Below are 14,391 nucleotides of genomic sequence, written 5' to 3' on the forward strand. Positions count from 1 at the left end.
ATTATATGGCTAATCGAACTAATGCTAGGGAAATAATGCCTACAACTACAATCAATAATAATTTTTTAGTTAGAACAGCTGTTAGAACCGTTGGTATTGAGGCTATTAAATTAGCGTAATCAATCTGTGGCAAATGACCAAGGTTTTGATGAAAAAGATTCTCAAACCATAGGGCAGCCATAATGGTGATTGGTACAAAACCAAGGAATTCGACTACTTTTGCAGGTAGATTAAATTTTTTCAATAAAACAAATGGTAGAACTCTGGACAGCCAAGTCGTCAAACCACAAGCAATTAATGTCCATAAAACAAATTTAGTTGATGGCATGTTTCAAAATCACTCCTAACGCACAGCCAATTAAGGTTACAACTAGAATTAACAAATCACTGGAAATAAAAATCAAGCCAAAATATACCAATGGTAACATGATAGCTACAACGATCAACTGTACCTTTAAAGAAATTGACTTGTCACTAATTAATTGTAGATACAATAAACCAATAAACATCGCTACTAAGGCAAAATCCAAGCCTAATTTTTCTGGATTACTGATGACTTTACCCAACATAGCTCCAACCATCGTCGATGCTGCCCAAACTAAATAGGCTAATAAATTAACCGTGTTGAACCACTTAAAAGATAGTTTGCCATCGGTATAATTAAGCTTGTTCATACTCAAAGCAAAACTTTCATCTGTAATCAAACTACCTATAATAATATTTTCAAATATCGAATTCTTTTTAAAAAAATTGGCCGTAGTCATGCTCATCAAGATCATTCGTGAATTGACCAAAAAAACTGACAAAACAATTGAAACAATTGGTGTGCCAATTGCCAGTAAACTAACCAAAATAAATTGTGCTGACCCTGCGTATACGATTACTGACATCAAGGTTGCCATTAATACACTCATCCCCGCAGATGCCGCTACAATACCAAAGGAAATGCCAATTCCAATATAACCAAAAACAGTTGGCAATGTATCCTTTATACCACTCTCGACACTTAAACTGTCATCCATAATAATCCCCCTTTTTATGTATAAGACATTATAATAATTTTAATTTACTTACATGTCAATTAGACTAAAAACTCTATGTATGTTAATAACATACATAAGAACTTTTTTATGCATTAAAATGGAATAAAAGCTTATACAAAAGAGGCATAATTATGAAATTAGGAATGTATCACGGTCGAGCTGCCGTTATCAATGACAATCAACGTTTACAACTTATCAATGGTATCGAAAATGTGCAGTCTATTTTACCCAATCTAAACAAGAAATTATTTTTAAGTCGTGAACGGACTCTACCAGAAATGAACGCTTTTTCTTTACCTATAACTAATCCTAAACAAATTTTTGCAGTTGGTTTTAACTATCGAGATCACTTAAACGAGTTACATACTAAAGAACCTCAGGTTCCTAATATCTTTACTAAATTCATCAGTTCTTTAACTGGACCCAATCCCACTGTCACAATTCCTAGTTCTAAAACAGATTGGGAAACTGAATTAGTTATCGTTATTGGTAAAGGTGGTCGCAATATTGAACAAAGTATCGCCAATGAACACATTGCCGGTTACATGGTTGGACAAGATTTATCTGACCGTCAATTACAATTTGCCAACGATAATCCACAGTTTTCTCTAGCTAAATCTTATGAGAATTTCTCACCCATTGGACCTTGGCTAACTACTCCAGATGAAATCACAAATTTAGAAGATCTAACCATAACCACTGAATTAAATGGCGTCGAAAAACAACACAGCAAATTAGGTAACTTAATTTTTGGACCGGAAAAACTGGTCAGCTACTTATCTTCTATTACCGAACTATATCCGGGAGATCTTATCTTTACTGGTACTCCTGGTGGTGTCGGTACAGGACGAAATCCTCAAGAATTTCTCAAACCGGGAGATCAGTTAATTAGTAAAATCGAACAACTAGGACAACTAACGATTAATTTAGAATAAAGTTTCAATTAACACTAAAATATTTTTTGGAAACGCTATAATTAAATTAGCAAATTAAGGGAGGATTTTTATGAAAAAAGCAATCTTTGAAAAAGTCGGCCAAATGAAGGTCGAAGATGTTGAAATACCAAAAGTTCAAGCACCAGATGACGTTATTATCAAAGTAATTCGTGCTTGTGTCTGCGGTTCAGACCTATGGTCTTATCGTGGTTTAGAGGACAAATCTGAAAATTCTGAAAACTCTGGACATGAAGCAATCGGTATTGTTCAAGATGTCGGTGCCGATATTACAACTGTCAAAGCAGGCGATTTCGTAATTGCTCCATTCACACATGGATGTGGTCACTGTCCCGCTTGCTTAGCTGGTTTTGATGGTGATTGTCAATCCCATACTGATAACTTCAGTAATGGTAATCAAGCTGAATACATCAGATTTCAACATGGACAATGGGCTTTAGTCAAGATTCCTGGAAAACCTAGTGATTACAGTGAGAGCATGCTTAAATCACTTTTGACTTTGGCCGATGTTATGGCTACTGGTTTCCATGCCGCAACTGTTGCCAACATCAAACATGGTGACACGGTAGTTGTTATGGGTGACGGTGCTGTTGGACTTTGTGGAGTTATCTCTGCTAAATTACTTGGTGCTAAGAGAATAATTTCAACTAGTCGTCATCCCGATCGCCAAGCTTTGGCTGCAAAGTTTGGAGCAACTGATAATGTCGCTGAACGTGGCGATGAAGGTGTTAAAAAGATTTTAGCCTTAACTAATGGCTTTGGTGCAGATGCCGTCCTAGAATGTGTCGGTACTGAATTATCTACTGAAACGGCTTTGAAAGTTGGACGTCCCGGTTCTGTTGTTGGTCGTGTCGGCTTACCACATACTGGAAAAATAGACATTGCTCCATCATTTGGTAAAAATATTATCATTGCCGGTGGTCCTGCATCCGTTACTACTTATGACAAGAGTCGTCTATTAAAGGCTGTTCTAGATGGTGAAATCAATCCTGGACTAGTCTTCACCAAGAGTTTCAATCTTGATCAGATCAATGACGCTTATCAAGAAATGACTGATAGAAAAGTTATCAAATCATATGTCGTCGTTAGTGATTAATTGGTAATTAAATAAAGGCATTGCATAGAATTACGTCTATGTAATGCCTTTTTGTTATGTATGAAATATAGAAACTAATCTCTAAAATTTTTTCTTTCTAAAAATTGCGTAACCTAAAACAAAAAATAACAATGAATAAAGAATATTTCCAACTAATAGTTGCGAATTACTTAAATGGCTGACAAAATGATATGAACCGTAGTTATAATACTGCTTTGTTAAGTTAATCATATTTAGTGGATTCCATTTAACCACATCAATATATTTTAAATTTGCCATCATAAGACTAGAAGACGCACTTTGTCCCAAGAAGACAATTGCTAAATTCAAAGTAATTACTATTGAATTTACATTCACAATACATGAAGTAAAAAATATTATACTAATTATCAAAGTGGATGAAACAATATCGACTAAAGTAGTTATTAATAAGTTTGATAATAATGTCTGATGATACTGATTGATCATCAACCAAGAAAGATGCACATTTAGCGGTGTAAGTTGTAATAACACAGTAAAAATAACCGCTAAAATATGCAAAATAACATTATAAATAAAAACAATCATTAACTTTGAACCATACACTTGTAGTTTGTTGTCAGATTTATACAACATTGTCAAAATAGTATTATTTTGAAATTCCAAAGTAAATATCGTAGATGATACAACAACTAATGCAAATAAAATCCATTCACCTGAATCATAACTCGCCATGATCAACAGCTTTTGTTCAGAACCATTCATTGAAATACCCATAATGATCATCAAAACAAGCACAATTAGTGGCGCAATCCAAGTTATTTTCTGATGAATTAATTTATAAACTTCCTTATTTAAATCACTTATCATTTTCCACTACTCCCTTCAGACTCGACGCTTTTTAAAGGCCCAATAACCAATTATTAGAAAGATCATTGCGTAACTAACTGTACCCAACACCAATTCCACATTGGTCAACGAAGTATATTTAAAGTATTTGGAATCAGACAATTGATTAACAATATAAATCATATTCAACGGATTCCATCTTATTAGCTCACTCCAATTGTGAAACAAGGACATGAGAATGTTGGAAAATGTAGCACCTAGAAAACCGAGCATTAACCCTGCGACTATAACAATGGCATCAATTTTAACTAAAGAAATTAACAATAACGATAATGTAACGATAAAAATTGAATACAGGAATGTCCCAAATACATTAAATAATAGTGTCCTTAAAACATTAACGGTCAATAATTGTTGACTAAATGCGACTTCTAAAATAGTGAACATTGCTCCGCAAAAACTAAGTAATACGCTATATAGCACCAGAACAATAATTTTCGAAAAATAAATATTGAATCGATTTGAGCTCTTATAAAGCATAGTAACAATAGTATTGTCACGATATTCCATAGACATAAAGGCCGATGAGATTGTAACTAAAATTATCAGCGTCCATTGACCAGCTCCAAATAATTGGATTACATCCCTTTCATTGTGATGCCCCGTAATCAATGAATAATACATCAAAATAAATAATATTAAGACTCCCCAAAGGGGCTTCTTCTGATACCAAAACTTTTTCATTTCCTGACATAGATTATTCCTCATTATCTGAACCTTCTTTGTCAGTTAATATTTTCACTATTTTTTCCTCTAGATTTAACTTTTCAGGTTCTAATCTAGTTAAGTACAATCCATTTTGAAAAACTAAATTCTCCATTAAATTCACATTCTGAGAGTCTATTTCTAAATAATCTCCAACTCGTTGATTGCAAATATTATTGTGATTAAGTAAGTCTTCTATCAAATTTTCTTTATCTACCTGAACAAAATACTTTTTGCTACTATCTTGATTAAGCGAAGCCATTGATCTGTTTAAAATCACTTTTCCCGATCGTAAAAGCACCACTTGTGTCATAACTTTTTGCAATTCGCCCAGTATGTGACTGGAAATTAGGAACATACATCCCTGTTCAGCATACTTTCTAATAACATCACGAATCATAATAGTCGATTCAATATCTAATCCATTCATAGGTTCATCCAATATCACAAGTTCGGGATCATTTAATAATGCTATCCCTATTCCTAATTTTTGCTTCATTCCCAATGAATAGTCTTTAGATTTTTTATCAATAAAATTTTCCATCTTCAAAGTGCTAACGATTTCTTCCAAGTCATTATTGCTTTCTGAGTACAATAATAAATTTTGCCGCCCCGTTAAAAATGGATATATTGCCGGATGTTCTATTAATGCCCCTACTTTTCTTAAAGCCTGATGATTATCTTCAGTAACATTTTTCTCATCAATCGATATATCTCCTGTAAATTTAGTCAATCCCAATATAGTCTTCATGAAAGTCGTTTTTCCTGCACCATTAGGTCCAATCAGGCCGACAATTTCCCCTGGACTTATATTTAAAGAAACATCATGAATGATTTTCTTACCCTCAATGAACGTAGTTACATTCTTTATCGACAACATTTTTATTCCCCCATTCGTATCCTTGTTAACTTTAATTCTGTACTAATCAATCTAAGCAACAAGCAACTAATTTAAAGAATTAGTCAAAAGTAAATAGATATTTGCGCAACTTAAATGTTCGCAATCACCAATCATTAGTGATTCAGCAATCTTTTAACCGTTGCTTCTGATTTTTAATTCAAAACAATCTTCATCGTTATAACGATTATTAAAATTGCAAAAAAAACACCTCCCACTTTAATGGAAGGTGCCCTTTTATTAATCATCTTTTTTAGTTAAACGACTTAAAACAATAATTCCCATTAACATATAACAAATGGTAAATACTCCTAAAATCAAACTGAAAGAATTAACGATGCATGGTACTGAATAGAGTGCATAGATGAATTGGAAAGGATTGATCACCGTCAGAATATAATTCCATACCCCTTCTGGACGTACATTTAATAGTAATAAACCACCGAATAGAAACAAATTTATAATCATATAGAAGGTTCTTTGCTTACATTTAAATAGTAGTAGTAAGGACATCATCGAAATACTAATGATTGTTGTTAAAAATGAAACCAAGAATCCATATAAGAACGTATATGGTGACACTGGTGTGATAAAACAATCGATCACCAAATTAAAAATAAAAATCTGTATTTGAATAACAAACAATTGGACAAAAAATGCCGTAAACAAAATTGAAAAATTAGAATCAATCAAATTTGACGGCCGTCTAAAAAAGCCGCTTTCTCGAACTCGAATTAGATTCATTAAAAATCCATTCAAGACCGTTGTTACAACAATATACGCCCAATAAACATATAAAACTTCATTTCCCCGAAAATTAAGATTATTGTTCAAAAAAGCTATAATTATCGGCACTATTAAAGTATAAAAGAAAACAATCTTTTCCTGCATAACCATTTTTAATTGCAGTTTAAATAATTTCCAATCTTTCTCAAACAAATTTAGCAATCCCCTATAACAATTAAATATTTACTAACAAAATTAATATAGGTCTCCATTACTGTCAATTAGCTGTTTGATATAACTTTTTATTAGAATTTTTTATAAAAAAAGAGCCGTCCTCTCAGACAGCTCTAAACATTATTCTCCGCCACCAAAGATGTGGTCCAAAATGCCACTAAACTCTTTACGATTCTCTTTTGTATGTGGTTCACTGCTCAATTGCAAACCTGAATGGAAGGCTGTAATCAAGAATTCCCAGAATGTTCCATAAAGACCTAGTTCTTCATGATCCGCTGGAGCAATCGTGTAACGAATAGCATCTTCATCGCCGGCAATAATTTTTTGAACCCAATGTGGTTCACGTAAACTTTCACGACCAATAGCTGCAAAATCTAATCCTTCATCAACAACTTTCTCAGCATCAGCGGGTGTTTGAATATCGCCAACACCAATTAACGGTAAGTCACCAATATGTTTTTTAATAGTTAGGTTCAATGGCGTAGTAACGGATTTATCATTAAGTGATTTTCTCCAAACATCTCCCATTGAAACATGAAGATAATCGAGCGGCTTTTCTTTCAAAGCATCGACTAGTTTCAAAGTATCTTCGAATCTAATACCTGGATCTTCAATCTCTTCTGGAGAAATACGATACCCCATCAAAAATGGTCTGTCAGCATACTTTTCAATAATACTTTCTACTTCATCAACTACTGCCAATGGGAAAGTCATTCTCTTTTCAACTGAACCACCCCATTTGTCAGTCCGACGATTTGAATGTGGTGAGAAAAATTGTTGAATCAAATATGTATTAGCACCATGAATTTCAACACCATCAAAGCCTGCTTCAATTGCACGTCTTGTAGCCTGACCAAAATCATTAATCGTTTGTTCAATTTCCTCTTCCGTCAACTCACGTGGTACTTCTGAATTATTTCTGGTTGCTTTGACAGCACTTGCGCTGACTGGTTGTTGTCCTCGTAAAATAGCAGTCGAAGACATACGGCCGGCACTAAAAATTTGTAAAATAGCTTTGGTACCATCTACATGCATCGCTGAAGCCAATTTTTTTAAACTAGGTATGAACTTATCATCCTCGGCACTAAGCTCACCTTCAAAACCTTTACCCAATGCATTTACGTTGGCAACGGCAGTCACAAACATCCCTGCACCACCGCTGTGCATATGATAATAACGTAATTCATCTGATGTTACTTCACCATTTGAAAAACTCATTTCCTCGGTCATTGGTGGAATAACAATACGATTCTTTACTGTAACCCCCTTCTTCTCAAACGTGTATGGTTTCAAAAATTTATAATCTGCCATTACAATCCCTCGCTTTCTAGTTCAGATTATCACAATATCGACATTTGTAAACCTTTTCATTTATATTGGAATCCACTAAAAAAACTTTTTCTATTTTTAAAAATAATTGGTGTTTTTTTGTTTAAATTCGTGTATGATATTGAAAGAAATTTCGAATGAGGAAATGCTTATGAACTACTTACTATTGTTGGTCTCCATCGGTTTTGAAGTTTTGGGAACTTCACTTTTGAAGAAAACAGATGGTTTTACCAACCTCTTACCTACAGTGGGAACTTTAACGTCATACTTTATATGTCTATTTGTTCTTTCCCACGTCCTTAAAAGACTACCACTTAGCCTTACATACGCTACATGGGGTAGCGTTGGCTTAATTCTCGTTACTATCGCTGGTATTGTCTTCTATCATGAAACACTATCAATTTACTCAATTGCAGGATTATTCTTAGTTGTCTCAGGCACAGTTTTAATTAATGTATTCTAGTCAGAATACATTAATAAACAATAAATAAAGGATCTAATAACTCGTCTCTGGGTTATTAGGTCCTTTATTTTTGAGATATTTTACTTTCTGTGTTTTCTATAATACCAAACACCTAATCCAGCAACTACTACAATTGCAGCAACTGTTTCGATAATAACCATATTGGATTTAGCATGACTATTCTTAACTGGTGTCTTCTTATTGATCTCACGACTTTGTTTACCAGTGACGGTAAATTTACGTTGAAGTTTCCAAGTATTTTGACCATCATTAGCCTTCACATCCAAATACATCATATAAGTACCTGGGTTCAATCTCTTATTCTTGTTAGTACCGATAACGGTATTAACATTGATAGGATAAGCAAAGTAACTATTTGGAGCAATTGACATATTTGATTTTTCTGATTGCAAGAGAACATCCTTACTATTATTCTCCGATGTTACCTTTGCCTTAATATCAACCTTTTCTTCCAATCTTGGCACATCATTATCTAATAGTGCGTTGACTGAAATTTGACCATTTTGAGTATCTTCATACGCTTTGACCAACTTCAAATTTGGCTCAACCGTGTCAGTACTTTGTCTCAATTGTAGGCCCAAAACATAATTATACTTATTCTTTAGCGTTACACCTTTAGTGTTACTCTTGCTGACTTGATTATTCTGTTCGATAAAAATACCACCTAACAAAACGCCATCAAAATTTCCTTTAGGGGCATTAATATCAACAATTACTTCTTTAGAAGATTTTGCATCAACCATAACACTCTTAGGATATGTGACTAGTTTTTCAATATCATATTTTAAAGATGAATCAGCTTTAACATTATGTTCGTTATAGACTATTACCCCATTGGTATCAGTCGAAGCCCGGTTCACCATTACAGTATAAGTATGCGTTTTAGTATCGTTATTATTAATTTTAAATTTAGCTTGTAGTTTTTCATTTGGCGTCACTTTCAAATCAAAGTAGCCGACTTTTTTGTCGATCTGATTATTTGAAAGTTCTGGCACAATATTATAAGTCACTGCCGGTTGAGCTTCTGAGGTAGCGGCCGAAACATCTTGAGTACTCAAACAACCAAAAGTTATGACACTAATTAAAAACAACATGAAAATCCAAATACGCTTCTTCAAAATATCATCTCCCGAAGAAAAAAAGAGAGCATGCAACAATTAAGTTACAAGCCCTCAATTTTTATATTTAAGCAGGTGCATTAGCCAATGTCCATGTTAATGTTGAACTGTAGGATCCGCCAATATTACCAGCTGGGACCTTAAGTGAAGCATCAGTAGCTCCATATGTTCCAGAGTAAGCACCTACACCACTACCAGCTGCAGCACTAAGAACAGTTACTGGAGAACTTGATAGTGAAAGATTTGCGACAAGTGTTGGAGGTGTTGATACATTATCAACATCATCTGCTTTAATAGGATCTGTTTCTTTATTATCTAATGATAGTTGTGCATTCTTTAAGGCTGCGCCGCCTGTTGCCGTGAATGGTGATGCTGCAACAGTTACAGTATATCCAGTACCGGTACCGGCATCAGCAATATCCAAGATTCCTGATGTGGAAGTTGATGTATATGAAGCATCATTTGCTGAAGCTGCTACTGTACCAAATTGAAAACTAGGGGCCGAACTTAAGGTAATCGTTCCAGGCGTAATATCGGCCGTAGCCGTACTTGTAACTGGTGTTGCTGTCGTTGCTGCTTGAGCAACTGCACCCAACGAACCAATTCCTAAAACAGCTGCCCCTACTAGCATGCTATTTCTTACGAGTTTTTTCATAATATTTTCCCCCTCATAAACGACTGTTAGTCGCTATGAAGCAGAGCCTTAATGTGATGGATCAATCGGACTCTGCTGGATTGGAGAAGTATCCATCACATAGAGATCTCTTTCAATCTCTGCATACGTTATATATTTTTTAAGATAAATAAACAAGAATAAGCTCGTCAAAACGTTGGAACTGTACAACAAGTAAATTATAATGAGGGCATATCTAGAATGGAGCCAATAGTATGACAGATACAGCAACCAACGACCGATTAAAGATCAGTGTCGTTAACATCATCTGGAGTTTTGATACCACTAATAATAAAGTATTGATTCTTCTAGTTAAAAATTCACTCGGACCTAATGTTGACAAATGGGGTCTACCTACAACAATGTTACGTGCTAATGAAGATGCCGAGGAAGCCTCTTTAAGATTAATCAACGAAAAAATCGGTATTCAATTACCTGATTTTTATACTGAACAATTAGCCACTTTCAGTAATGTTAACCGTACACCACAGGACCGTGAAATTGCCTTAAGTTACATGACTTACTTACCTTACATGCCAGAACTAACAGCTGGTTATGGTGCCAAAGAAGTTGCATGGTTCAATGTTAATTATGATCAAAATTGTTTTTTGTTGAAACATCATAATCTAACTTTCAAAACTTTAAGTGAAAAAATATCGGATAAAGACTTCTACGAACATTTGGAAAAATACAATGATGACAAGCATTTGAGTGCCGATCATGCTTTAATTTTACGCAATGCCTTCCAAAGAGTTACAAATCGTTTGGATTATTTACCCACGATTCTTTTGATTTTAGGTGACGATTTCACTCTCAAAGAAGCACGTGAGGTCTATTCAATATTTTGGAAGCAATCCTATCAATCTATTGATAATTCTAACTTTCGTAAAACCCATACACATCTTTTTGTTGAAATTGGAACTGAACACGGTAAGAGTGGACGCCCTGCAAAATTATACAAGTTGCGTGAAACGCTTGACCCTAAATAAGACTAATGATAGTCTTTGTTTTACATTATTAAAGGTAACTTTTACCTTTAATAATATTATTTATTTGTTTTTATAAATTTAGGAGGTATTTCCTGTTTTGGACACACAAACAACTGAAAAAGGTGGACTTAAACTTTTAATGGTCATCGGAACTGCTTGGCTTTTTGATGCGGCCGATGTAGCATTATTATCTTTTATCATGCCATTGATCAAAAAAGAATGGTTTTTGAATGACAATCAAATTGGATTAGTCAGTTCTATTACTACTGTCGGTATGATGTTCGGTGCTATATTATTTGGCTACTTAGCTGACAAATTCGGTAAGAAGAACATTATCATTATCACGCTCTTAATTTTTTCTGTTAGCAATTTGGTCTTAGCCTTAACGACCAATGTTGAACAATTCATGCTTGTTCGCTTCATTACTGGTATTGGTCTGGGTGGAGAATTGCCCGTTGCCACAACTATCATTGCCGATTCCTTCTCCGGTCATAGACGTTCAAAAATGTTAATTCTAGTTGATAGTTTTTGGGCGATTGGTTGGATTTTGGCTTCTCTTCTAGCTTTCCTTTTCATGCCACTATACGGCTGGAGATTCACAGTTATCGCTACATCCATTATGGCTCTATACACCTTGGTAATTCGTCGTCATTTACCAGAGCAAACTAATGTTAAAAATAAACGCTTAAACCTGCGAATTGCACTAAATGAAATCTGGTCTAAAAAGTATCGCCGTGCTACTATTTGTTTAAGTATACTGTGGTTTATCATTATGTTTACCTACTACGGTATGTTTCTTTGGTTGCCAAGCGTATTGATCAAACGAGGATTCTCAGTCGTTCACAGTTTCGGCTATACATTAATAATGAGTTTTGCTCAATTACCTGGTTACTTTTTAGCAGCCTATCTAATGGGCAAATTGAGTCGTAAAAGGGTTTTAGGAATCTATTTGGTTGGAACCATCATTGGAGCTTTCCTATTTGGAACTGCACAAAATGTCTTTATGGTCGTCTTTAGCAGTTGTCTACTTTCCTTTTTCACCTTAGGTGCTTGGGGAATTCTGATTGCTTTAACACCAACTCAATATCCTATGAATATTCGTGGTGTCGGTATTGGATTCACTCAATCAATTGGACGTATCGGTGCTACTATCGGACCTTACCTAATTGGTTTCTCATTAAGTATTAATTTAAGTATTTCAACCATCTTTTTCTACTTCGTCGGTTCATTAATTATCGGTATTCTTATATTAGTCTTCGGAATGGTCGACAATGATCAAAAAAATATTCAAATAGAAAATTAAACTAAAAAAATTCACTCCAATTTATGGGGTGAATTTTTTAATTTAAACTTGTTTTGATATTACTAAAGAAATTTGAATTACAATTCATCTGTTTCTGAATTGTCTTTTGTCAAAATCTCTATTTTTCCATCCACATGGAAATAATCTTCAATCAATTGCTTTAATTCTTTAATTGCTTCATTAGCTCTTTGAGCCTGCTCTTGATTAATGGACTCGATAACCAAAACTGAATCCGTTGTTTCTTCAGTTAACATTGTTCTTTGAGCCTCACGCCAATTTAAGCAACGACAAATGGCACCGTCATTATCATAATAAATAATTTCGCCTGGTAAAGCTGGAGCATCTTCATCAGCACCTAATGGCTTAAAACCTTCTCCACCTTGAGCTTCTCCAAGATGTAAGTCACCTGCCATAGCGTTTAGATTTTCACCACCACAAGGTACCGCATATTTCAAAGAAACACTATTATAAATATCAACTAACGGATTAATTGGTGAAAAAGTTCTTCCTTGGCTTACCCGTTTCAACAAGGCCTCAATTGAACAACGTGCACCCTTTTTAGTCTTGAATTCGCGAAAGGCTTGACGCCATTGATCTACTACTTCACTCTCACGGAAAACCTCATCATTGATAAATTTCTTTGATTCTTCAGCACCATCACTCAACAATTTAGCAAAATATGGATCATCTTTCTCATCAACGTGATTATTTATTTGATGAATTGCCAAAGTACTAATTTGTGCATCTGGAAATAAATCCCAAAATTTTTGATCAATAACTACTTTTGTCATTTTTCTACCCTCAAATTCTTTTTCATTAAGAAATCAGTTTGTACTGAATCTCCCATTACAAATTTATGTTCACTAAATCTTTCAAAGCCCATCTTTTGATAAAATTTTTGAGCTGGGTAATTGAACTCCCAAACACCTAACCAAATATTATCTTTAGATAATTTTTCGGCCTGCTCTTCAGCAAACTCAAACATTTTAGTACCTAATCCTAAATGTTGATAAGCTGTTTTAAAGTAAACCCGCTCAACTTCCATATAATTATCTGGCATTTCTTCCGATTGAGCTGTTAAAATATTAAGTTTCAGATAACCTGCTAATTGTTCGTCTTGGTAAATGAAGTAAAATCTTGAATCTTGATTCGTTAATTCAGAAGTAAGCTGTTTAGTATTATAAGCTTTTTCCAAATAAGCATTCAAATTCTCTTCTGTATTGTCCTGACCGAAAGTGGCCGTGTAAGTCTCTCTGCTTAAATCCTGAAGAACTTCTAAGTCGTTTACATTGCACCGTCTAATTTTCAATATTCTCTCTTATTACCCTTCTTAACATATTCCCAATCGGCTGCTACATTATCTTCAACTTTCTTCAACAACTTTAGAATTTGCTTTTGTTCGGCAGCATCCAAACCCTTTAAGGCCATTTGATTTGAGTAGATATCTTCTCGATAAATGATTGGATATATTTTTTTACCTTTATCGGTTACGTATAATTTTTTTTCTTTTTTATTATCAGCCGATTGCTTCCTGACAACAAAATCGTTTTTTTCTAACTTTTTAATAGCTCTAGCGGCTGTTGTCTTATCTACCTTGATCATTCCGGCTAATTTTTCCTGAATAATACCAGGATTTTCATAAATTCTTACTAAATATAAGTATTGTCCCTTAGTCAAATCATACTCTTTAAATTCAATATTGCTGATTGAATCTAGGGAACGTGCAATTACACCAATTGAGCGCAAAATTTCTACCACCAACTTACCTCGCTTTCAATAAAAGTATTGTACAATCTTTTTGTTGCACTTGCAACAAAAAGATAAATATAAAAAATGGCAACCCCTCGTTGCCATTTTTTAGTTCTATACTTTCTGGTATTGATGAATAATCAATACCAGTTTTTTAATCTCTAGAAAATAAAAAAAGAACATCACTGTTCTCATGTTAAGAT

At 34.3% G+C, this 14,391-nt stretch carries 17 protein-coding genes; 5 read left to right on the top strand and 12 right to left on the bottom strand.

The annotated features are described in order from the left end of the window. Nucleotide 1: 1 nt before the first annotated feature. Together ATN92_RS11360 and ATN92_RS11365 are read right to left on the bottom strand one after the other, a co-directional pair. The gene (locus ATN92_RS11360) at nucleotides 2-328 is read right to left on the bottom strand and encodes an AzlD domain-containing protein (protein ID WP_056950310.1); all 327 of its coding nucleotides are present in this window, start codon (nucleotides 326-328) and stop codon (nucleotides 2-4) included. Continuing rightward, nucleotides 315-1,022 (bottom strand): AzlC family ABC transporter permease, encoded by a 708-nt coding sequence (locus ATN92_RS11365; protein ID WP_056950313.1) that lies wholly within the window; start codon nucleotides 1,020-1,022, stop codon nucleotides 315-317. Before ATN92_RS11365 ends, ATN92_RS11360 begins: the two co-directional genes overlap by 14 nt. Before the next feature lie 152 nt (nucleotides 1,023-1,174). On the opposite strand from ATN92_RS11365, the gene ATN92_RS11370 reads away from it, so the two are divergent. Further along, entirely contained in the window at nucleotides 1,175-1,978 is an 804-nt protein-coding gene (locus ATN92_RS11370) for a fumarylacetoacetate hydrolase family protein (protein ID WP_056950316.1), read from the top strand. Nucleotides 1,979-2,048: 70 nt separating this feature from the next. Next, nucleotides 2,049-3,092, top strand: coding sequence for a zinc-binding dehydrogenase (locus ATN92_RS11375; RefSeq protein WP_056950318.1), 1,044 nt, complete (start codon nucleotides 2,049-2,051; stop codon nucleotides 3,090-3,092). 81 nt (nucleotides 3,093-3,173) lie between these two features. Here ATN92_RS11375 and ATN92_RS11380 read toward each other — a convergent pair whose 3' ends face one another. The 5 genes from ATN92_RS11380 to ATN92_RS11400 form a co-directional block, all read right to left on the bottom strand. After that, nucleotides 3,174-3,941: an ABC transporter permease gene (locus tag ATN92_RS11380; RefSeq protein WP_056950321.1), complete on the bottom strand. Its 768-nt coding sequence runs from the start codon at nucleotides 3,939-3,941 to the stop codon at nucleotides 3,174-3,176. Between the two features lie 15 nt (nucleotides 3,942-3,956). Next, on the bottom strand, nucleotides 3,957-4,688 hold the full coding sequence (locus ATN92_RS11385; protein WP_056950324.1) for an ABC-2 family transporter permease: 732 nt from the start codon (nucleotides 4,686-4,688) through the stop codon (nucleotides 3,957-3,959). Then, a complete protein-coding gene (locus ATN92_RS11390) occupies nucleotides 4,678-5,565 on the bottom strand; it encodes an ABC transporter ATP-binding protein (RefSeq protein ID WP_056950326.1) in 888 nt (295 codons plus the stop codon). Before ATN92_RS11390 ends, ATN92_RS11385 begins: the two co-directional genes overlap by 11 nt. A 258-nt stretch (nucleotides 5,566-5,823) precedes the next feature. Then, nucleotides 5,824-6,522, bottom strand: a complete 699-nt coding sequence (locus ATN92_RS11395; RefSeq protein WP_056950330.1) for a hypothetical protein — start codon at nucleotides 6,520-6,522, stop codon at nucleotides 5,824-5,826. Nucleotides 6,523-6,663: 141 nt separating this feature from the next. Beyond that, a complete protein-coding gene (locus tag ATN92_RS11400; RefSeq protein ID WP_056950333.1) occupies nucleotides 6,664-7,854 on the bottom strand; it encodes an NADH-dependent flavin oxidoreductase in 1,191 nt (396 codons plus the stop codon). A 169-nt stretch (nucleotides 7,855-8,023) separates the two neighbouring features. Here ATN92_RS11400 and ATN92_RS11405 point away from each other — a divergent pair, with 169 nt between their 5' ends. Continuing rightward, nucleotides 8,024-8,335, top strand: a complete 312-nt coding sequence (locus ATN92_RS11405; RefSeq protein ID WP_056950336.1) for a DMT family transporter — start codon at nucleotides 8,024-8,026, stop codon at nucleotides 8,333-8,335. Nucleotides 8,336-8,415: 80 nt separating this feature from the next. On the opposite strand, the gene ATN92_RS11410 is transcribed toward ATN92_RS11405, so the two are convergent. Both ATN92_RS11410 and ATN92_RS11415 read right to left on the bottom strand, forming a co-directional pair. After that, a complete protein-coding gene (locus tag ATN92_RS11410; protein ID WP_056950339.1) occupies nucleotides 8,416-9,474 on the bottom strand; it encodes a WxLIP family cell surface protein in 1,059 nt (352 codons plus the stop codon). Between the two features lie 67 nt (nucleotides 9,475-9,541). Beyond that, complete coding sequence (locus ATN92_RS11415; protein WP_056950342.1) at nucleotides 9,542-10,129, bottom strand: WxL domain-containing protein; 588 nt, start codon at nucleotides 10,127-10,129, stop codon at nucleotides 9,542-9,544. A 233-nt stretch (nucleotides 10,130-10,362) separates the two neighbouring features. On the opposite strand from ATN92_RS11415, the gene ATN92_RS11420 reads away from it, so the two are divergent. Beyond that, the gene (locus ATN92_RS11420) at nucleotides 10,363-11,136 is read left to right on the top strand and encodes an NUDIX hydrolase (protein ID WP_056950345.1); all 774 of its coding nucleotides are present in this window, start codon (nucleotides 10,363-10,365) and stop codon (nucleotides 11,134-11,136) included. A gap of 139 nt (nucleotides 11,137-11,275) precedes the next feature. Next, nucleotides 11,276-12,439 carry an MFS transporter gene (locus ATN92_RS11425; protein WP_056950363.1) on the top strand — a complete coding sequence of 388 codons (1,164 nt, stop codon included), beginning with the start codon at nucleotides 11,276-11,278 and terminating at the stop codon, nucleotides 12,437-12,439. A 77-nt stretch (nucleotides 12,440-12,516) separates the two neighbouring features. On the opposite strand, the gene ATN92_RS11430 is transcribed toward ATN92_RS11425, so the two are convergent. From ATN92_RS11430 to ATN92_RS11440, 3 genes are read right to left on the bottom strand one after another with little or no spacing between them, the layout of a single operon-like run. Beyond that, nucleotides 12,517-13,230: a B3/B4 domain-containing protein gene (locus tag ATN92_RS11430; protein ID WP_056950348.1), complete on the bottom strand. Its 714-nt coding sequence runs from the start codon at nucleotides 13,228-13,230 to the stop codon at nucleotides 12,517-12,519. Next, nucleotides 13,227-13,748 (bottom strand): GNAT family N-acetyltransferase, encoded by a 522-nt coding sequence (locus ATN92_RS11435; RefSeq protein WP_321197805.1) that lies wholly within the window; start codon nucleotides 13,746-13,748, stop codon nucleotides 13,227-13,229. Before ATN92_RS11435 ends, ATN92_RS11430 begins: the two co-directional genes overlap by 4 nt. Then, entirely contained in the window at nucleotides 13,745-14,197 is a 453-nt protein-coding gene (locus ATN92_RS11440) for a MarR family winged helix-turn-helix transcriptional regulator (RefSeq protein ID WP_056950353.1), read from the bottom strand. Before ATN92_RS11440 ends, ATN92_RS11435 begins: the two co-directional genes overlap by 4 nt. Between the last annotated feature and the right edge of the window lie 194 nt (nucleotides 14,198-14,391).

Source organism: Companilactobacillus bobalius, from assembly GCF_009764355.1.